The organism is uncultured Jatrophihabitans sp. (assembly GCF_964251945.1).
GTDB lineage: Bacteria > Actinomycetota > Actinomycetes > Mycobacteriales > Jatrophihabitantaceae > Jatrophihabitans.
Genome location: NZ_CAXULP010000002.1, coordinates 318,371 through 337,322 on the forward strand (window position 1 = coordinate 318,371; position 18,952 = coordinate 337,322).

General features: G+C 74.1%; 18 protein-coding genes and 1 pseudogene. 6 read left to right on the forward strand and 13 right to left on the reverse strand.

Going from position 1 to position 18,952, the window contains the following annotated elements; translation table 11 throughout:
• Positions 1-5: 5 nt before the first annotated feature.
• Entirely contained in the window at positions 6-791 is a 786-nt protein-coding gene (locus ACFFBG_RS06430) for an oxygenase MpaB family protein (protein ID WP_375476817.1), read from the forward strand.
• A 12-nt stretch (positions 792-803) separates the two neighbouring features.
• On the opposite strand, the gene ACFFBG_RS06435 is transcribed toward ACFFBG_RS06430, so the two are convergent.
• The 4 genes from ACFFBG_RS06435 to ACFFBG_RS06450 form a co-directional block, all read right to left on the reverse strand.
• Positions 804-1,649 carry a RecB family exonuclease gene (locus ACFFBG_RS06435; protein WP_375477224.1) on the reverse strand — a complete coding sequence of 282 codons (846 nt, stop codon included), beginning with the start codon at positions 1,647-1,649 and terminating at the stop codon, positions 804-806.
• Positions 1,650-1,779: 130 nt separating this feature from the next.
• Positions 1,780-2,631 (reverse strand): PHP domain-containing protein, encoded by an 852-nt coding sequence (locus ACFFBG_RS06440; protein WP_375476819.1) that lies wholly within the window; start codon positions 2,629-2,631, stop codon positions 1,780-1,782.
• Between the two features lie 11 nt (positions 2,632-2,642).
• Entirely contained in the window at positions 2,643-3,404 is a 762-nt protein-coding gene (locus tag ACFFBG_RS06445; RefSeq protein ID WP_375476821.1) for a PH domain-containing protein, read from the reverse strand.
• Positions 3,385-3,540: a hypothetical protein gene (locus tag ACFFBG_RS06450; RefSeq protein WP_375476823.1), complete on the reverse strand. Its 156-nt coding sequence runs from the start codon at positions 3,538-3,540 to the stop codon at positions 3,385-3,387. The genes ACFFBG_RS06445 and ACFFBG_RS06450 overlap by 20 nt, the downstream gene beginning before the upstream one ends.
• A 124-nt stretch (positions 3,541-3,664) precedes the next feature.
• Here ACFFBG_RS06450 and ACFFBG_RS06455 point away from each other — a divergent pair, with 124 nt between their 5' ends.
• Positions 3,665-4,072 (forward strand): NUDIX hydrolase, encoded by a 408-nt coding sequence (locus tag ACFFBG_RS06455; RefSeq protein WP_375476825.1) that lies wholly within the window; start codon positions 3,665-3,667, stop codon positions 4,070-4,072.
• A 57-nt stretch (positions 4,073-4,129) separates the two neighbouring features.
• On the opposite strand, the pseudogene ACFFBG_RS06460 reads toward ACFFBG_RS06455, so the two are convergent.
• The 3 genes and pseudogenes from ACFFBG_RS06460 to ACFFBG_RS06470 form a co-directional block, all read right to left on the reverse strand.
• Positions 4,130-4,639, reverse strand: a pseudogene (locus tag ACFFBG_RS06460) (MaoC family dehydratase); the annotation flags it as partial.
• 124 nt (positions 4,640-4,763) lie between these two features.
• Positions 4,764-5,333, reverse strand: a complete 570-nt coding sequence (locus tag ACFFBG_RS06465; RefSeq protein WP_375476827.1) for a suppressor of fused domain protein — start codon at positions 5,331-5,333, stop codon at positions 4,764-4,766.
• Positions 5,334-5,376: 43 nt separating this feature from the next.
• The gene (locus ACFFBG_RS06470) at positions 5,377-5,667 is read right to left on the reverse strand and encodes a WXG100 family type VII secretion target (RefSeq protein WP_375476829.1); all 291 of its coding nucleotides are present in this window, start codon (positions 5,665-5,667) and stop codon (positions 5,377-5,379) included.
• A gap of 182 nt (positions 5,668-5,849) precedes the next feature.
• On the opposite strand from ACFFBG_RS06470, the gene ACFFBG_RS06475 reads away from it, so the two are divergent.
• On the forward strand, positions 5,850-10,034 hold the full coding sequence (locus ACFFBG_RS06475) for an FtsK/SpoIIIE domain-containing protein (protein WP_375476831.1): 4,185 nt from the start codon (positions 5,850-5,852) through the stop codon (positions 10,032-10,034).
• Between the two features lie 83 nt (positions 10,035-10,117).
• Here ACFFBG_RS06475 and pruA read toward each other — a convergent pair whose 3' ends face one another.
• The 5 genes from pruA to ACFFBG_RS06500 form a co-directional block, all read right to left on the reverse strand.
• Positions 10,118-11,755, reverse strand: coding sequence for an L-glutamate gamma-semialdehyde dehydrogenase (gene pruA, locus ACFFBG_RS06480; RefSeq protein ID WP_375476833.1), 1,638 nt, complete (start codon positions 11,753-11,755; stop codon positions 10,118-10,120).
• A 73-nt stretch (positions 11,756-11,828) separates the two neighbouring features.
• A complete protein-coding gene (locus ACFFBG_RS06485; RefSeq protein ID WP_375476835.1) occupies positions 11,829-12,326 on the reverse strand; it encodes a DUF6912 family protein in 498 nt (165 codons plus the stop codon).
• Complete coding sequence (locus ACFFBG_RS06490) at positions 12,323-13,903, reverse strand: wax ester/triacylglycerol synthase family O-acyltransferase (RefSeq protein ID WP_375476837.1); 1,581 nt, start codon at positions 13,901-13,903, stop codon at positions 12,323-12,325. The genes ACFFBG_RS06485 and ACFFBG_RS06490 overlap by 4 nt, the downstream gene beginning before the upstream one ends.
• A 141-nt stretch (positions 13,904-14,044) precedes the next feature.
• A complete protein-coding gene (locus tag ACFFBG_RS06495) occupies positions 14,045-15,391 on the reverse strand; it encodes a CpaE family protein (RefSeq protein WP_375476839.1) in 1,347 nt (448 codons plus the stop codon).
• The gene (locus ACFFBG_RS06500; RefSeq protein ID WP_375476841.1) at positions 15,388-16,143 is read right to left on the reverse strand and encodes an SAF domain-containing protein; all 756 of its coding nucleotides are present in this window, start codon (positions 16,141-16,143) and stop codon (positions 15,388-15,390) included. Before ACFFBG_RS06500 ends, ACFFBG_RS06495 begins: the two co-directional genes overlap by 4 nt.
• A gap of 132 nt (positions 16,144-16,275) precedes the next feature.
• Between ACFFBG_RS06500 and ACFFBG_RS06505 the strand changes: the two genes are divergently transcribed.
• Positions 16,276-16,521 carry a helix-turn-helix domain-containing protein gene (locus tag ACFFBG_RS06505; protein ID WP_375476843.1) on the forward strand — a complete coding sequence of 82 codons (246 nt, stop codon included), beginning with the start codon at positions 16,276-16,278 and terminating at the stop codon, positions 16,519-16,521.
• Here the strand turns inward: ACFFBG_RS06505 and ACFFBG_RS06510 are convergent.
• Positions 16,513-17,109, reverse strand: a complete 597-nt coding sequence (locus ACFFBG_RS06510; RefSeq protein WP_375476845.1) for a hypothetical protein — start codon at positions 17,107-17,109, stop codon at positions 16,513-16,515. The two genes, ACFFBG_RS06505 and ACFFBG_RS06510, sit on opposite strands and share 9 nt — an antisense overlap.
• A 230-nt stretch (positions 17,110-17,339) precedes the next feature.
• On the opposite strand from ACFFBG_RS06510, the gene ACFFBG_RS06515 reads away from it, so the two are divergent.
• Together ACFFBG_RS06515 and ACFFBG_RS06520 are read left to right on the forward strand one after the other, a co-directional pair.
• Positions 17,340-18,230 carry a LysM peptidoglycan-binding domain-containing protein gene (locus ACFFBG_RS06515; protein ID WP_375476847.1) on the forward strand — a complete coding sequence of 297 codons (891 nt, stop codon included), beginning with the start codon at positions 17,340-17,342 and terminating at the stop codon, positions 18,228-18,230.
• Positions 18,231-18,366: 136 nt separating this feature from the next.
• Positions 18,367-18,882, forward strand: coding sequence for an Rv3235 family protein (locus ACFFBG_RS06520; RefSeq protein WP_375476849.1), 516 nt, complete (start codon positions 18,367-18,369; stop codon positions 18,880-18,882).
• Positions 18,883-18,952: the final 70 nt, after the last annotated feature.

Sequence of the window (18,952 nt, forward strand, 5' to 3'; positions counted from 1 at the left end):
GAGGAGTGACTGACGACCTCGGCTACTTCGGCCCCCGCAGCATCACCTGGCGCATTCATCGCGAGCCGGTGTCGATGGTCGGCGGGCTGCGGGCGCTGCTGCTGCAGGCGCTGCACCCCGGCGCGATGGAGCTGCTGTACGAGCGCTCGAACTTCCACGACGACATCTGGCTGCGGCTGGAATCGACCGTCAACTACGTCGGCACCGTCTCCTTCAGCCCGCGGCGCGATGTCGACGCCGCCGCCGCCCGGGTGCGCGCGGTGCACGCCGCTCTCGGCATCGACGACCCGGAGCACCTGGCGTGGGTGCACCTGTGCCTCGTCGACTCGTTCCTGACGGCAGCGCGGGCGTCGGGCATGCATCTCACGCGGGCGGACGCCGACGGCTACGTCGCCGAGCAGGCCCTGGCCGCCGAGTTCGTCGGCGTGCCGGCCGACCGCGTGCCGACGACCGTCGCCGACGTGGCCGACGGCATCGCGGCGCTGCGCTCGACGCTGCGCGCCATCCCGCAGGCGAAGGAGGCGGCGCGCACCGTGGTGGCGCCGCCGATGACGCTGCCCGCGCGCTACCAGGTGCCGGCGCGGATCGGCTGGACGACCGCGTCGGCGCTGGCGCTCGGCCTGCTGCCGAGGTGGGCGCTGCGGATGTACGGCTGGCCGGCGTTGCCCGGCCGCTCGGTGGCGACCGCGGCGGCGCTGCGGACGCTGCGCGCAGCCACCCGGACTCTGCCCGCGCAGTACCGCGAAGGGCCGCTCTACCGCGACGCCAAGCAACGCGCCGAAGCCGGCTGAATCGGCTCGCGCTCAGCCCACAGCCGGGTCCGCAGCACCCGGGTCCGCGATATCCGGGTCCGCCAGCCCGGCCCACGCGTCGAGCGGACGGGAGACCGTCTGCCCGGCCGGGCAGTGCCGGCGGAAGTCGCACCACGAGCAGCCCGGGCCGGGGGCGGCGGGGAACACCTCGTCGGCGTCCGCCCCGGCGGCCAGCGTGTCCGTCGCCGCGACGATGTCCTCGGCGACGCTCTCCGCCCGCGTGACGTGCCGCTGCAGGCTCTGCGGGGTGTGGTCGGCTGAGACGACGCTGCCGCTGGGCAGGTGGTGCAGCTCGACGCGCACACAGTCGCGACGCAGAGTGCGCTGGGCGCCGAGCGCGTAGAGGGCGAGCGCCTGCGACCCGCGGGCGTCGTCCTCGGTGAGCGGGCGGCGGCCGGTCTTGTAGTCGACGACGACCAGTTCGCCGTCGCGGTCGTCGATGCGGTCGACGCGGCCGGAGACCGCAAGCCGGTCCGTGCGGGTGGCGACAGTGCGCTCGACGCCGACCGGCTCGGCGTCCGGGTCAAGATCGTCGAGATAGCGGCGGACCCACCCGGCAGCGCGGTGGAGCGCCCGGGCGGACTGCGCGTCGTCGCGGAAGCCCAGTTGCTGCCAGTTGCGCTCGAGCAGCCGCACGCCCTCGTCCGACGTCCGCGCGGAGCGGGGCAGCAGCCACCACCGGTGCAGCGCGACGTGCGTCGCCGCGCCGACCGTGTTGTGCGCCCACGGCTGGCCGCGCGCCGGCGCCGGCCGGTCGAGGTAGGTGAAGCGGTAACGCCGCGGGCAGTCGAAGGCGGCCAATCGGGACGGCGTGCACGCGAACAGTCGCCTCGGCATCGCCGCGAGGGTCAGCTGGCCGGTCGGCTCCGCTGGCGCCAGCTGGCCGGTCCGCTCCGCTGGCGTCAGCCCGCCGATCGGCGCTGCGGTGCTCGTCATCAGGCCACGGTAGGCGGCGGCGCCGACAAGATCAGTCAGCGACAGGCACGAGAGCCGCGGGCAGTTCCAGCAACCGCGCGAAGGCGTCCGGGTCGGTGGTGCACGCGGCGATCGGCGTGCGTTTGTTCGTCCCGTGGTAGTCCGACGAGCCGGTCGGGATCAGGTCGAGGTCGCGGGCGAGCCGTGCGGCGTCGGCCCGGTCGTCGGGGTCTTGGTCCGGGTGGTCGACCTCGAGGCCGACCAGCCCCGCGGCGGCCATCTGCGCCACGACCTCGTCGGACACGACCGGGCCGCGCCGGCGCGCGAGCGGATGCGCGAACACCGGCAGGCCGCCGGCGCCGCAGATCAGCCGGATCGCGTCGAAGACGTCGGAGTCCGCCTTGCGGACGTAATAAGGCTGGCGCGAGGACAGCAGCTCGCGGAACGCGGCGTCGACGTCGGGCACGACGCCGGCCTCGACGAGCGCCCGGCCGAGGTGCGGGCGACCGATCGGCGCGCCGTTCGCGAGCGCGCTGACCTGTGCCCAGCTGATCGGGTAGCCGGCCGCCTCGAGGTTGTCGGCCATCTGCCGGCCGCGAATGAGCCGGCCGTCGCGCAGCCGGGCCCATTCGGCCTGCAACTCGTCGTTCGCCGGGTCGGCGAAGTAGCCGAGCAGGTGCAGGCTGATTCGCCGTTCGCCGCGATAGACGCAGGACATCTCGATGCCGGGCACCACGGTGAGCCCGGCAGGTCGGTTCGCGAACGCCTCGGCCCAGCCGGCCGTCGTGTCGTGATCGGTGATCGCCACGACGTCGAGGCCGGCGGCGGCGGCGGCGCGCATCAGCTGCGCCGGCGAGTCGGTGCCGTCCGAAGCCGAACTGTGCGTGTGGAGGTCGATGCGCATCGCCGCCCAGCCTAGGCAGTGCGGCGGCGTCCTCTGCGGGGCAGACGTTCGGGCAGCACGGGCAGCGGCTGCGTGACGAAATCCTGCTCCGGGACGTCGACGTCCGGCGGCGTGTGGCGAATGGCGTGTGGGCCGGGCGGGCGGCCGCCGCCGGGTCGGCTCTCGCCGCCGCCTCCTCGGGAAGGCTCACCGCCGCGCATCGCTTCGTCGTAGCCACGCGGGTCGTCGTCGGGATCAGGCGGGATGCGCGGCGCTGCGCCTGGAACCGGCGGGCTGCCGGGCGGCGGATCGCCGAAGACGAGCCAGCGCAGCGTCTCGTAGAAGTGCTGCGGGTCGGCGATCCGCCTCAGCGTGTGCGTGTCCTCGTCGGTGCCGGGCGCCGCGAGCTCGATCGTGGCGTAGTTGAGCCATTTCCCCGGCACCGTCTGCACGACCCAGACACCGGAGATCCGGTCCAGGCGGATCGACGACTCAGACCAGTCGGTTTCGGCCACGCCCTGCTTGCGGATGATCCGCTTGCTGGTCAAGGTGATGTACTCGCCTTGCCAGATGTGCCAGCGCAGCAGCGCAAAGAGGACGACGGCGACCAGCAACACCAACACCCACGGGTTTGGCGCTCCGATCGCCAACACCAGCAGAACCGCGAAGAAGATCAACGTCACCTTGTGCGGGCGGTAGAACATGTGCACCCAGTGCGGGTGCGTGTGCGCGCGGATCGGCTGGTCGCTGGGCAGCAGTCCGCGGGCGTCGTGATCAGGACGCGAGCTTGTCAACGAAGCGCCCGATGCCGTGGGTGACGTTCACCGCCGCATGCCAGCTGTGCCAGTAGATGCTCGAGGCGGCGTCAGGGTAGGCGCCGATGAAGAAGATCACGAAGACGACGACGAGCACGATGGCGATCTTGACCATCGGCGGGCACCCCCTGACGTCGGACATCATCGTGTGGCGCGCCTAGACGGCACGTCCGGAAACGTTCATACCGCACGGCGGCCGCGGTTCCGGGGTGCCGCGCCGGTCGCGATGAGGAGGCGACATGCACAACCCGAATACCCTGCCGTGCGCGGGCGGCATCGTGTTCGACGCCGATGGCCGGCTGCTGGTCATCCGTCGGGGCCGGGAGCCGGGCCTCGGCCGCTGGTCGGTCCCCGGCGGGCGCTGTCGCGTCGGCGAATCGGCCGAGGACGCGTGCCTGCGCGAGCTGCGCGAGGAGACCGGCCTGGCCGTCGCGGTCGAACGGCTCGCCGGCACTGTCGAGCGGGACGCGCCGGACGGCGGCCTCTACCGCATCGACGACTTCTTCTGCCGGGTCGTGGGCGGGACGCTGCGCGCCGGCGACGACGCCGCCGACGCGGCGTGGGTCGGGCGGGCGGAGCTCATGGCGCTGCCGCTGGTGCCCGGCCTCGTCGACGCGCTGGCCGAGTGGGACGCGCTGCCACGCTGACCGGGCGAGCTGGCCACGGGGCGTGTTTGGCTGACGGCGAGTTTGGCAGACCGGCAGTCAGCGGCCGGTCGGCGCAGGCCGTCCAGGCTGCTCGCCGCCCCGCGCGTCGATGTACTCCTTCGTCGGCACCATCACCTTGCGCCGGAAGATGCACACGAGCGTGCCGTCCTGCTTGTAGCCGATCGTCTCGACGTGTACGACGCCCCGGTCGGACTTCGACTTCGACGGCGTCTTGTCCAGCACCGTCGTCTCGCCGTAGATGGTGTCGCCGTGGAAGGTCGGGGCGACGTGGCGCAGCGACTCGATCTCTAAATTGGCGATCGCCTTGCCGCTGACATCCGGAACGGACATGCCGAGCAGCAGCGAATAGATGTAGTTGCCGACAACCACGTTCCGGCCGAAGTCAGTGGTCTTCTCGGCGTAGTTGACGTCGAGGTGCAGCGGATGGTGGTTCATCGTGAGCAGGCAGAACAAGTGGTCGTCGTACTCGGTCACGGTCTTGCCGGGCCAGTGCTTGTAGACCGCGCCGACTTCGAACTCCTCGTAGTACCGACCGAACTGCACAGCGTTTCCCCTCTGTCGTGGCCGTGTCGACGACGCCGCCGCCTTCCCGCATCCTGCCGCGCCGGCCTGGCCGCCGGTTCATCGAGGCGCCGGTCAATCGAGGCGGCCGGTCAATCGAGGCGGCCGGTCAATCGAGGCGCGCGGCCGGGCGACCCAGATCGTGCAGGTCGACGCCTTGGTCGACCCAGCGCGCACGCAGCGCCGTCGTCCCGCGCACCCGGCACCAGGCGAGTTCGGTCGAGGTCGCCGGCGAGAGGTCGAAGACGTCGACCGGGCCGTCCGGGGCCACGACGGGCGCGAGCAGCGACTCGGCGACGACCACGCCGGTGCACCGCGAGCCGGGCGCGAGCGGCTCGCCGATGTCGACGCTCATGTCCGGTCGATAGACGACGCCCTCGACGGCCGGCGCGGCGGCGAGCACAGCCAGCCGACGCCAGACGTCGGCGCCGGCGCCCGCGCGCACCTGCAGCATCAGTTCTGCGCGGGGGCCGTGGGCGGCGACCACCAACTCGTTGACGCTGGTCATCGGCAGCCGGGACATCCCGAGCGTCACGTACGCCCGCTCGTCCGGGACCGGCTCGAACCGCAGCACCTCGATGGGATCCACGCCGAGGAACGACACCGACGCCCGAGCGGGCTGCTGCCCGAAGTGGCTCACCAGCGCGGCCTCGACCGCGGCGAGTTGGTCGGCGAGCACGCGGCCACGTTAGAAGAAAGCGCTGGCGGCCCGCGCGGCGCGCTCACCGGAACGTGGCCGCCACCTGCTGCTCGGTCTCGGCGTAGGCGTATCCGGCGCGGACTAGCAAGGCCGCGATGCCGTCGAGCGCGTCGGCCAGCCCGCGGGCGTGCTGGTCGAACTGCTCGTAGAGCGCGGTGAACTGGGACGCGGCAGCGCCGTTCCAGTCCGCGCCGAACAGCGGCGACAACTGCGCCTTCAGCTGCTGGTGCTGGCCGCGCACGTCGGCGCAGACGCGATGTGTGGCGCCGCCTAGCGCTTCCAGCTGCGCGGGCGTGACTTTGAGACTCGACACGACAACCCCCATTTGACCGGCGGCCTTCGAGCAGACCGCGTTGGCGACGGACGCTACGAGCACCGGCCGGCGCCCCGCTTGCCCAAGCCGCCGCCTGTGGACAACTCGTGCCCGTGACGAAGTTGTCCACAGCCGGTCGCGATCGGGCGCGGGGGGTCGCCGTCGCGCTGCACACTGCCGACGTGCGCACCGACATCACCGTCCACCGCGACGGCATCGCCCACGACCTCGCTGTCGAGTCGCCGGCGCCGATCGCGGCGGCCGAGGTGTGGGCTGAACTCGCCGCGGCGGCGGGGCTCTGCGCCGCCGAACTCCTGTGGCACGGCGACGCGCCGCTCCCGGCCGCCGCCAGGTTCGGCTGCGACGTGCGCAGCGGCGCGGTCCTGAGCGCGGACGGACCCGTGCTTGCCGCCGTGCCGAGCGTGTTGGCGTTGCGCCAGATCGGAGGCCCAGGCGCCGGCCGGGTCGTGGCGCTGGGTCGCGGGCCGTTGCTGCTCGGCCGTGGCGGCGAATGCGACCTGGTCGTCGACGATCTCGACGTGTCGCGCCGACATGTCCGTCTCGAACTGTCCGCGACCTGCGCGGCAGTCCTCGATCTCGGATCGACGAACGGGACCTTCGTCGACGGGCGGCAGGTCGGCCGCGCTCCCACCCCACTCGCGATCGGGCAGTCGGTCCGCATCGGGGACTGCACGTTCGCGCTGTGCCGTCCGCGGGAGGCGCCTGCGGTCGTGCTGCCCGCCGACGACGGCTCGCTGCGGCTGCGCCGGCCGCCGCGCACGTCGCGGCCCACCCCGGATCCGGTGGTCGAGATGCCGGCGCGAGCGAGCACGGCTCGGCCGCGTGGTGTGCAGTGGACGGCCGCGCTGCTCCCGGCTGCGGCCGGCGGCGGCATCGCCTGGGCGACACACTCGCCGCAATTTCTGCTGTTCGCCCTCCTCTCCCCGGTGCTCTTGCTGTCGACGTCCATCGGCGACCGGTTGCACTGGCGGCGCTCCGCTCGGCGGTCCGCGACCGCTGCACGGCACGCCCGCACGGGCGCGCAACGCGCCATCGCGACCGCGCTCGGCGCTGAGGCGGTGCGCCGTCACGACACGCACCAGGACCCGGCCGGGGTCGCCCGCCTGCCCGAGCTGCCGACAAGCCGACTGTGGGAACGCCGTTCTGCAGACGACGACTTCGGCGTTGTCCGCGTCGGCACGGCCGCAGTCCCGTCGACCACCAGGGTTCGCGAAACCGCCGCCGAACGCCCCGCCGGCCTGCTGCACGGCGTGCCCGTGACGGCCGACCTGCGGGACGGGCCGCTCGGCGTCGCCGGTCCGCCCGACGTCCTCGACCGCACTGCGCGCTGGTTGGCAGGCCAGATTGCGACCGCGCACTCGCCGGCGCGCCTGCAACTGGCGCTCGTCGTCGGGCCCTCGGAAGCGGCGGCGTGGCGCTGGTCCCGCTGGTGCCCGCACCTCACCCGGCGGCCCGCGGACAACGAGGCGGCCTGGCGGGCGCTCGGCGACGACCTGGCCGCGTTGATCGAGGCGCGTTCCGGCGTCCGTCGCGCGCCGGGGCGGTGGGACGGGCCGTGGCTCGTGCTGGTGGTGGACCGGGTCGCCGGCGAGACGGCGACGGCGCCGCTCGGCGCGCTGCTCGTCGACGCGGCGCAGGTGGGCGTGACCGCCATCTTCCTCGACCAGGACGAATCAGCCCTGCCGGCTGCCTGCCGCACGGTGCTGCGGGTCGACGGGGTGACCGGCACCCGGGCGCGCCTCAGCCGCTCTGCGGACGGCCCGGTCGAGGACGTCGTGCTCGACCAGGTGGACGCGGGCTGGGCCGAGCGGCTCGGCCGTGCGCTGGCCCCATTCGCCGACGCGGACGACGCAGGCGGCACGGCACTGCCGGCCGCGTGCGGCCTGCTGGACGTCCTCGGCGTCCCCGCGGTCGAGGCAGCGTCCGTGCTGGCCCGGTGGGCCCGGGCCGACGGCGGCGCGTGCGCCGAGATCGGTCTGTCGGCGGAAGGTCCGCTGACGTTGGACCTCGTGTCCGACGGGCCGCACCTGTTGGTCGCGGGCACGACGGGCGCCGGCAAGTCCGAGCTGCTGCAGACGCTGGTCGCAGGGTTGGCGCTCAATCATCCGCCAGAGGCGCTGAACGTCGTGCTGATCGATTACAAGGGCGGCGCCGCGTTCGCCGAATGCGCCGCGCTGCCGCATTGCGCCGGTCTCGTCACCGATCTGGACGGCTACCTCACCGAGCGCGCGCTCAGCTCGATGCGCAGCGAGTTGCGCAGGCGCGAGCGCCTCTTCGCGGCGGCCGGAGCTGCCGACCTCGCCGGCTACCGCGCCGCCGGCGGCGCCGACGTGCCGCGGCTGGTGCTCGTCGTCGACGAGTTCGCGGCCCTCGCCGAGGAGCTGCCGGACTTCGTGCGCGGTTTGATCGCCGTCGCCCAGCGCGGCCGCTCGCTCGGGGTGCACCTCGTGCTCGCGACGCAGCGGCCGGGCGCCGCGGTGTCTGCGGAGATCCGGGCGAACACCAGCGCGCGGATCGCGCTGCGCGTCACCGGCGCGGCCGAGTCGAACGACGTGATCGACGCCCCGGACGCGGCCGGCATCGACCGCGCCACCCCGGGTCGCGGGTACCTGCGCGTCGGTTCGGCGCTGACCTGCTTCCAGGCCGCGCACCCGGGCGCCGCAGACCGCGGGCCGCACCGCGTCGCCGTCGCGCAGCTCGACGAGTGGCGTCGGCCGTTGGACGCGGACGGCGCGGCGCCGCGGACGACGCAGCTTCACCGAATCGTCGCCGCGGCGCGAGACGCAGCCGCGGCCAGCGGCCGGGGCGCCGCGAGTGCGCCGTGGCTGGCGCCGCTGCCGGCCCGCCTGTCCCGGGCCGCGCTGACAGCCGTGCCGAGTGCCGATCGGCTGGACGACGTCGGGGCCGCGACCCGCGTGCCAGTTGGCGTGGTCGACCTCCCCGAGCGGCAGCGGCAAGAGCAGCTCGCGTTGGACCTCGCCGTCCCAACGGCGGTCCTCGCGCTCGGCGCGGGCCGGTCCGGGCGCACCGGCCTGCTCACCTCACTCGCTCTGGGCGCGACGCACTCGCTGGGACCGGACGAGCTGGCCCTGCATGTCGTCGACGGCGCAGGCGCACTTGCCGATCTAGTGGCCGCCCTGCCGCACGTGCGCACCGTGCTGCGCCCCGCGGACGCCGCGCTCGCCCCCCGGCTGTTCCGCCTGCTCGCAGCGCGAGACGACGAGGACGGCGGCGCCCACCGCCGCACACTGCTCCTCGTCGACGGCTGGGACGCCGTGCTCGGCGCGCTCGCCGACGTGGACGCGCTGGACTGCGCCGACGCGTTGGCCGCGGCGCTGCGGTCCCGCTCGCAGTCGCGGTTGACCGCGGCGATCACCGGCGAGCGCGGCGTCCTCAGCCCGCGCCTGACCGCGCTGGCCGATCTCACGCTCGCCTTTCGCCTCGCCGACCGCGCGGACTATGCGGTTGCCGGGCTCCCGTCCCGGCACGTGCCCGCCCACCTCCCGCCGGGCCGGGCCGTGCGGGTGAGCGACGGCGCGGTGGTGCAGATCGCGCACGCAGGCGAGACCTGCGATGCCGACGGCACGCGGCGCGCGGTCGAGGCGGTGGCCGAACGCTGGCGCGACGTTCCGATCCCGGCGGACGGTGTGCGGCTGCGGCCGCTGCCGACCTCGATTCGGCTGAACGCTGTGCCGGCAAACGCTGTGCCGGCAAACGCTGTGCCGCGCGTGCCAGGCGACTTTGTGCTCGGCGTCGGCGGGGACTCGGCGCGCGCTGTCCGCTTCGACCTGTTCGCCGGCGATCGTCGGCTGGTCGTCGCGGGTCCGCCGCGCTCGGGGCGCAGCACCGCGGTTCGCTCACTGCTCGGGCAGGCGCTCGACGCCGGCGTCGCGGTGGTCGTCGCCGCGCCCGCGCGGTCCCCGCTTTCGGCGTTCGCGCGCGAGCGGGACGTGCTCGTGCTTGGCCCGGACCTCGCCGCCGACGCGGCCCCCGAGATCGGCTCGACGACGTTGTTGCTGGTGGACGACTGCGAGGCGTTCGCCGACACCGCGGCTGAGCAGCTGCTGATGTCGTGGGCCGCGGCGGGCGACGGTCTAGCCGTCGTCCTCGCCGGCCGTTCCGACGATCTGGCCACGGCCTATCGCGGCCTGGGGGCGTTGGTGCGGCGCAGCAACTGCGGACTTCTGCTGCGGCCCGGGCCCATCGACGGCGAGATCCTCGGCGTCCGGCTGCCCCGCCGGGCGGCGCTCGGGCCGCCCGGCCGGGGAGTGCTCGTGCCGGATCCGCGGTGGGGGCGCGAGTATGCCGACGGCGCGCCGCTCGAGGTGCAGGTGGCGTCGCCATGAGCGCTCGGCGGCTCGGGTGGTGGGGCGTCGAGGCGCGACCACGCCGGGCGCGGGAGTCGGCCGCCCTCGCCCACCTGCTGGAGTCAGGCGCCCTCGCCCATGTGCGGGTGGCGATGGTCGGTGGCGGGCACGAACGTCTCCTTGATCGCCCGCGGCGAGACCCAGCGGGTCAGATTCCACACCGATCCTGCCTTGTCGTTGGTGCCGGACGCTCGGCCGCCGCCGAACGGCTGCTGGCCGACGACGGCGCCGGTCGGCTTGTCGTTGACGTAGAAGTTGCCCGCCGCGAACCGCAACGCCGACTGCGCGCGCGCGATCACCTGCTGGTCGCGGGCGAACACAGCGCCGGTCAACGCGTACGACGCGACGCTCTCGAGCTGGCTCAGCGTGTCCTCCCAGTCGGCGTCGTCGTAGACGTGCACCGCGAGCACCGGCCCGAAGTACTCGTCGCGGAAGACCCCGTGGCCCGGGTCGGTCGACTGCACTACGGTCGGCCGGACGAAGTAACCCGTCGAGTCGTCCGCCTTGCCGCCGGCAAGCACCGTCGCCGACGGCGCGGCGTGCAGGCTGTCGAGCACGCCGCCGAGCCGGTCGTAGGCCCGCCGGTCGATGACTGCGCCGCCGAAGTTCGAGAAGTCGGCGACGTCGCCGTAAGTCAGCGATTCGGTGACGGCGATCAGCTCATCCTTGACTCCGCCAGCCCACAGGGACCGCGGCACGTAAGCGCGAGACGCCGCCGAGCACTTCTGTCCCTGGTACTCGAACGCGCCGCGGACAAGCCCGGTCACGAGCGCCGCCGGGTCGGCGCTGGGGTGCGCGGCGACGAAGTCCTTGCCGCCGGTCTCGCCCACGAGGCGGGGGTAGGCGGCATAGCTGCCGATGCGCGCGCCGACCGCGCCCCACAGGTGCTGGAACGTGGCCGTCGAGCCGGTGAAGTGGATGCCGGCGAGCGCGCGGTGGCCGAGCGCCGCCGTGCTCACCGCCGAGCCGTTGCCGGTCACCATGTTGATCACGCCGGCGGGCAGCCCGGCGGCCTCGAACAGCTCCATCGTGTGGTGCGCCGCCAGCTGCTGCGTCGGCGAGGGCTTCCACACCACGACGTTGCCGAGCAGGGCCGGCGCGGACGGCAGGTTCCCGGCGATCGCGGTGAAATTGAACGGCGTGATCGCGAGCACGAATCCCTCAAGCGGGCGGTAGTCCATGCGGTTCCACGTTCCCGGCCCGTTGGCCGGCTGCTCTTCGATGAGCTGCCGCGCGAAATGGACGTTGTAACGCAGAAAGTCGGCGAGTTCGCATGCCGCGTCGATCTCCGCCTGCTGCACCGACTTCGACTGGCCGAGCATCGTCGCGGCGTTCAGTCGATCCCGCCAGCTGCTGGTGAGCAGCTCGGCGGCGCGCAGGAAGATGGCCGCCCGCTCGTCGAACGCCAGCTCGCGCCACGCCGGCGCGGCGGCGAGCGCCGCGCCCACTGCGGCGTCCACGTCGTCCTCGGTCGCCTCCGCGGTCTCGCCCAGCACCAACTCGTGACGGTGCGGCGCGACCACCCGGATGCGCTGGCCGCCGGCCATCCGGCGGACCCCGGCGACGGCCATCGTCAGCTCGACCCGCTGGCTCGCGAGCCGCTCGATCTCGGCCGCCAGCGTCGCCGCCTCCGAACTTCCCGGCAGATAGGCCCGGACCGGCTCGTTGGCCGGGACCGGCGGGGCGGTGATGGCGTCCATCCATCGATCGTGCCACGGCGCCAGCCCTGTCCAGCGCGCGCGCAGCCTCGCCCGGGGCCTGCCTGCAGCCCGCTCAGAGCGTTTCGAGCAGCGCTGAAATCTCCTGATTGGCGTACCACGACAGCTCGAAGCCCTCCGCGTCGTCCACGGCTTCCTGGGAGCCGGGATCGCCAAGATCAGCCGCGATCACCGCCTCTGCGGCGGCCGCGACCACGGGCTCCGCGTCGGCGTCGTCGACGTGCACCGCCTGCACGGACGTCAGCGGGACCGGCGCACGAAGCTCGACGACGCCTCGGTCGAGGTCGTCGCGGACGTCGACCGCTGCGTCGTCGACTTCGACCGCCGCGACGACCCGCCGGCGGGCGGCGGAGTGGTCGGCGTCAATCAGCCGCAACGAGCTGCGCGCCGCCTCGACCATCGCCGCGTACTCCATCGATTCGAGGTCGTCGTCGACGTACCACTCGCGCAGCCCCGGCGTGACTGCGAATGCCGTCAGCGGGGCCGGGCCGAGGAAGCCGCTGTCGAGCAGGTCGCGCAGCGCAGTCGTGGTCGCCGGCACGTAGACCCTCACGATGGTTCGACCGGCCGCGACCGAATCGAGCCCGGCCGCCGATCCCGCGGGCCGCGTCGCCGAGCGCGAACCTCGGCCGGCTGGCTCGCGGCCTGCGAGGCGGCATGGGACGCCGAGCGCGTCGGCACGGCGGCGGCGCTCGGCCCAGGCCGGATTTGCACCGCGGCGCTCAGCTCGGCCAGCGACTCCTCGATCAGCCCGGCCAGCAGCCCGGCGTCAGGCATCGAGTTCCGGTCGCCGTTGACGCCGTAGTAGACGCCGCCGTCATAGGACGCCACTGCGATCGACACCGCCTGACCTGGTCCGAGCGGCACGATCGGGAACGTCTCGCGCATCCGCGCGCCCGCGGCGAACAACGGGAACTGCGGGCCCGGCACATTGGTGATCACCAGGCTGAACAGCCGGCGGGTGAGCTCGGTGGACGCGCGCGTGGCCATCGCCAACATCGTGGGCGGGGCGAACCCGGTGAGATCGGTCAGCCTGTCCGCGCTGATGGCGCGGCCGGTCGCCTTGTGCGTGGCCATGGCGTAGCGCAGCTGCGCCAGCCGCAGGATCGGGTCGGGCTCGCCGACCGGCAGGTCGATCAGCAACGGCCGGATCACGCCTGAGCGGCTCGAGCTGCCGCCGAAACGAGGCTCGAGCGTCCCGGCTAGATCGGGGTCGTCGAGCACGCCGACCGGGACGAGCGCGCGAACCGACGTTGCAGCCCGAAGCGGCATCCCGCGAGACAGCAACCAGCCGCGCAACGCGCCGGCGACCGTCGCCAGCACCACGTCGTTGACGGTGCCGCCGAAGGCGGCGCGGACCTGCCGGTAGTCCGCAAGGTCGCTCCGGGCGATCGCGAGGCGACGTTGCTCGCTGAGCTGCGCGTGCAGCGGCGAGTCGGCCGGCCGGCGGAGCGCGGCGGTCGCGACAGTCATGAGCCCGCCGGCAAGCGCGCTTGCTCGTGCGGCGCTCTTGCCGAGGTCGCGACCCGCTGCTCGAGCGGCGTCGGTGAGCTCGATCGGCCGGCGCACGATGCCCCGGGCTGCCTCGGCGAGCAGCTGCAACGAGCTGGGCTCAGGCGCCGGCATCCAGATCGGCTCGACGGTCCGCCGCGGCGTCGGCGCGGCGTCGAGGATCACTTGCGCCAAGTCGATGCCGTCGCGCTCGCCGACGACCGCCGCGTGCGTCTTCGTGACGATCGCGAGCCGGCCCCCGGTCAACCCCTCCACCAGATACGTCTCCCACAGCGGGCGGGACCGATCGAGCAGCCGGGACTGGATGCGCGCGCAGAACTCCAGCAGCTGCGCGTCCTCGCCCGGCCGAGGCAACGCCGAACGCCGGACGTGGTAGGTGATGTCGAAGTCCGGATCGTCGATCCACACGGGGTTGGCGAGATGCCCGGGCACCATGCGGACCTTCTGCCGGTATCGCGGCGCCAGGGAGATCCGTTCCTCGATCAACCGCACCAGCCGGTCGTAGTCGAAACCAGCGGGCGGCGGCTCCAGGATCGCCAGCGCGCCGACATGCTGCGGGGCGGTGCGACCTTCGCGGTGCAGGAAGGCGACGTCCGCCGACGTCATTCGCTCGCTCATCGCTTGCTCACCGCTCGCGCGTCCCCGTCGAAGCCGTCGCCGTCGAAGCCGTCGCCATCGAAGCTGTCACCGCCACGAGGGCAATTCTCCCCGACCGCCGTCGACGCGACCACGGCAACCCGGCCGAACCAGCCACAGCGGTCACCGGCCGCGCCGGCGGCGTTGTCGCCGGCCGGCCGGCGCCGGCGCGCCGACCAGGGCCGCGGCGAGCTCGGCGAGCGCTTGGCGCAGCGGGCTGGCCGGCGCGCACTCGCCCAGCAGCCGGCCGCTGGCAAGCGCCGCGTCCAGCGCGCGGCCATCAGCCGGCAACAACGCCGCCGGCGTGCGCCCGGCGAAGCGCTGCAACGCGGCGCCGAGCTCGCTCGCCGGATCGCCCGGCACCGCCCCGGCCCGCACCCGGTTCAGCACGACCCACACCGGTGCCGCGACCTCGGCGTCGCCCAACTCGGCGAGCGCGCGGACGAGACGCTGCATCCCGATCGGATCAGCCGACCCGACTGCGACGATGAGGTCGGCGTCGTCGAGCACGGCGAGCGTGGCGCCGTTGCGGCGCGGCGCGAGCGTGTCGAAGGACAACTCCTCATCGGTCTCCAGGCAGAAGCCGCAGTCCACGACGGTGTAGTCAGCCAGCCCGCGCGCCGCGGCAAGCACCGAGCCGACTGCCGTCGGCCGCAGTTCGGGCCAGCGCGACGCCAGCGGGATGCCGGTGAGCACCCGCAGCTGCGGGCCGAGCTGCCAGCACAGCCCGGCGAGCGCGGCGGCGTCCAAGCGTGCCGAACCCGCTCGCCGGCAGGCGGCCGCCAGGCCGGGCGACTCGTCCAGCAGGCCGAGCACCGCGGCGATCGCGCCGCCGTAGACATCGGCGTCGACGAGCAGCGCGTTCGACCGCAGCCGGGCGATCTCGTCGGCGAGCGACACCGCGACCGTCGTGCGGCCAGGAGCGCCGGTCGGGCCCCACACCGCGATCACCGAACCACGTCGGGTCGTCGTCTCGTCGGCGGCCACCGGCGGGCCGGCGCCCGGCGGGATCGCCATAGACGTCGAGGGATCGGCGTAAGCGCGAGCCGCCGACGAGACACCGGGGCCGTCCGCGCGGCCCGCACCGTCCCCGCCGGCCGCCGACGTCAGCGACCGCACCGCCTCCGCGACCACCGCCGCGACGACGGAAGGCTCGGCGTCGTCCGGCACGACGTGGGCCACCCCTGCGGCGCGCAGCCGGTCTTGCGCGATCTGGTCGTCGCGACGCACGACGCCGATCGGCGTGACGCCCGCGGCGACGAGCCGGCCCACGGCGTCTGCGTCGAGTCGGCGCAGGTCCGCGGCGAGCAGTGCGGCGCGGCCTTGACCAGCGGCGGCGACCGCCAGCACGTCGACGACGTCGACACAGCGGCGGACGATCTCGATCGGGAAGGCGCCGCGCTCGAACGCGGCGACCCAGCGCTGTTCCCACTCCGCGCCGTCGGCCGCGGAGAGGACCGGCAGCTTCATCGGCTCGGCGACGCCGACGCGCAGGCGGCGATATCCGCAGCTGACGCGCCGTCGGCCGCAGCACCGGTCGGCGTGGTTGAACGCGGCGGGCTCGCGGGCGTCGGCGTCGCGGCCGTCGGCGTCGCGGCCGTCGCCGGGCCGACCAGCACCCCGGCGCGCAGCTGGACCTGGTCGATCGCGAGCGCCTGGGCGACCCGGTCGGCCGCCGCCGGGTCGACGCTGATGACGACGTCCTGACCGCCGCCGCTGCTGAACGAGCCGGTGTCCGCATGCACGGACTGCACCGCCACGTCGCGCAGCAGAACCGTCGATTCGCACGACGGCGCGGCGAACCAGAGCTCGATGCGCTGGCCCGCGCGCAAGTCCGGCGCGGCGCCATCGGCGAGCGGCACCGTGACGGTCGTCTGCGCGGTGGGATGCGCGAGCGCGGCTGCCGGCACCAATTCGCCCTTCGTCACCGGCCGGTCGAGGCGCTTGCCGACCACGGCGTCGGGATCGGTCAGGTAGACGCCGCGGCCGTGATCGGGCAGCTGCACCTGCGCGACGCGCACGTCGCCCGCGGACAGCACAGCGCCCGCCGCGAGGTCATGCGTGGCGGCGACGACGCCGTAGGTGCGGCTGGCCCCGGAGATGAGCCGCGCGCCGAGCAGCACGGCGGCGAGCACGAGCGCAACGCCGAGCACCAGGCGGACGTCGAGCCAGCTCGGCGTGGCGACGCGTCGCGGCCGCGGCGACGGCGGTGTGTCGGCCACGCAGACATGGTGCCGGACGCACGCGCCCGCTGCGACCCGGCCGCCGGCCTGTGGATGACGTACTGAGCGCCGCGACACCTGCCACACTCGTGGCCGAGCCGCCCGTGCATCCGGAAAGGACGCTTTCGCGCCATGGCCGCCGAGCCGCGATTCCTCACCCTCGATGACGTCGCCGACGTGTTGAACATCTCGGTGTCGCAGGCTTACGCGTTGGTCCGCAACCGCGAATTGGCGGCCATCAAGATCGGTGGCCGCGGGCAGTGGCGCGTTGAGCGCGACCGCCTCGAGGATTACATCGCCCGGATGTATGACCAGACGCGCGAGTTCATCGCCGCCCACCCGTTCGTCGATCCGGAGACGGCCAAGCCTTCAGAGTGAGCGCTGGACGGCGGCCAATGCCGAGAGCGGCACCAGCGCCACCTCGCGCACCTCTCGGCGGCGCCGGGCCTCGCCGGGGGCGTGCGCCGCGACCTCGACGAAGTCCGCGCCGACCCGGTCGAGCGTGGCGTCGAGGACCGCGTTCTCCCCGGCCGCGGCCGCCAGGTGCAGGCGCACGGCCGCCCGGTCGCGGGCCAGGCCGCGCAGCGCGTGCCGCAGGGTCAACCGGGACTCGACCACGCTGCCGAAGTCAGCCGGCGTCGAGAGCCGGCTCAGTCCGCGCACCGCGACGACGTGCTGCGTCGCGACGAGCACCTCTCGACCGGCGTCCTCCTCGAGGAGCAGCCAGTCTGAACCGGTCCGGCGAACCGTGCCGCGAATTGCGAGGCCGCTGGGACCGCCGGCGGCGAGCGACAGGCGCAGCGATGTCCCGATGGCCGCGCGGAGTCGGTCGTGAACGGTCAGCCGGCCGACCTCGCCGCGCGTGCGGGTCTCCACCTCGGCCGCCCGCTCAGCACGAGCCAGCTCGTCTGCCTGCGCCTCGAGGTCGGCGAACAGGTCGGCCCACCGTGCGGCTGGGTCGGTCACCGCCTCACCCTGGCCGACCTCGCGGCCAGGTGGCAACCGGCGGGCGGGGTCACGCCGCTTGGCACTGCGTTCGACCGGCCAGTGGATCGCCGTAGCCGGTCTCTTGCCGTACCAAGCGAGGCCCGGTCAGCCTCCGCCAGCGGTTGTCCACAATCAAGACCAGTCGGATTGACTGTCCGTGAACGAACGCGTAGACAAGCAAACGTAAGCAAATGGAAAGGTCTGCTCGCGTGCGCGCTCGGTTCCGAACTACTGGCTGCCTGCTGGTCGACGCTGCGGTGCTGTCCGCGCTCTGGCCGAAGTGGACGGCGCTCGCGCACGGCATCGCAGCGCCGCACGATTGGGTCACGCGCGTGGGCGCCGACCGCGCGCTGACCTCGCTGGCCGGAGCCGCGCTGTGGCTGGTCGCCGCCTGGCTCGGCCTCGGGCTGCTCGCTGCAGGCGGCGCGCGACTGCCCGGCCTCGGCGGCCGCGCGGCCCGGGTGTTGTGCTGCGTCACCTTGCCCGCCGTGCTGCGGCGGGTGCTCGTCGGCTCTGCCGGACTCGGCATCGCGCTCGCCCCGGCCGCGGCGCTCGCGGCCCCGCCCGGCACGCCTGGCCCCGCGCCGTCGCCGGCCGCAGCGCCGAGCTGGCCGCTGCGTCCCGCGTCGACGCACACGCTAGGCCCGCCGTCCTGGCCGACGCGCGCCGCGAACTCCGCCCACGCGTCGCGGCCCGGGCCGACACCGGTGCCGACGCCGACACCGACACCGACACCGACACCGGTGTCGACGCCGGCGCCGACGCCGACACCGACAACCGGACGCACATCGGCGCGGACGCCACACCTCGGTCACCCGGCGACGCCACACCCCGGTCCGACGGCGCCGGCGTCGGCGTCGGCACGGCCTGGTCGACCGGCGGTGACGGTGCAGCCGGGCGATTCGCTGTGGCTGATCGCGCAGCGCCGACTCGGCCGGTCCGCCACCCCGGCGCGCACGGCTGTGGCGTGGCCGCGCTGGTACGCCGCCAACCGTGCCGTCATCGGCGACGACCCGGACCTCGTCCTTCCCGGGCAGGCGTTGCGAGCGCCGGCCTCGGCGGTCCCGGGGCCGCCCACCACTCAGGAGCCGTCCTCATGACCGCGCTTCCCGTTGCCACCCGCCACTGCGCACCTGTACCCCGGACAGGCGCATGGAAAGAGCCGCGCCTGCCCGGGGACCCCGCAGTTCCTCGGGCCGCGGGCGACCCTGCGATGCTCGCGAAGGACGGCTCCTCGTGACTGCAGCGCTGCGCGCCACCTCTCCTGGCCGCGTCGTCGTGCGCCCGGCGCCGCGCCGCGAGCCGCCATTTGACGACGAGATCCTCGACCACGGCCGCAATCCCGGGCCGTTGGATTGTCGGCTGCCCTTCGCGCTTGCCGAGGCGCCTGCGCCATGGGCGCTGCGCCCAGCTCGCGCGCACGGCATGCCAGAACCCGACCAGTGGGTCCGGCGGCTGCTCGTGGGGATGATCGAGACGGCCGCAGGACGCCGGCCCGCGCACCAGCTGGCCGGCCTGCTCAGCCCGTCGATCGTGCGGTCGTTCGGCGCGGACCTCGACCGGGCTCTCGCCGCCGGCCGCCGGCACTGGCTGCATCGGGCGAGCGTGCGGTCGGTCCGCGTGTGCGAGCCGGCGGACGGGGTCGCCGAGCTGTCGGCCACCGTGGCGGTCGGCAATCGGGTGCGCGCTGTCGCGATTCGCGTGGAGACCCAGCACGGCCGCTGGCGGTGCACCCGGCTGCAGCTGGGCTGAGGTCGGCCGGGGCCCGCCGGCTCGGCCGGTCAGCCGGACCTGCCAACTCGGCCAGGTCAGCCAGGTCGGC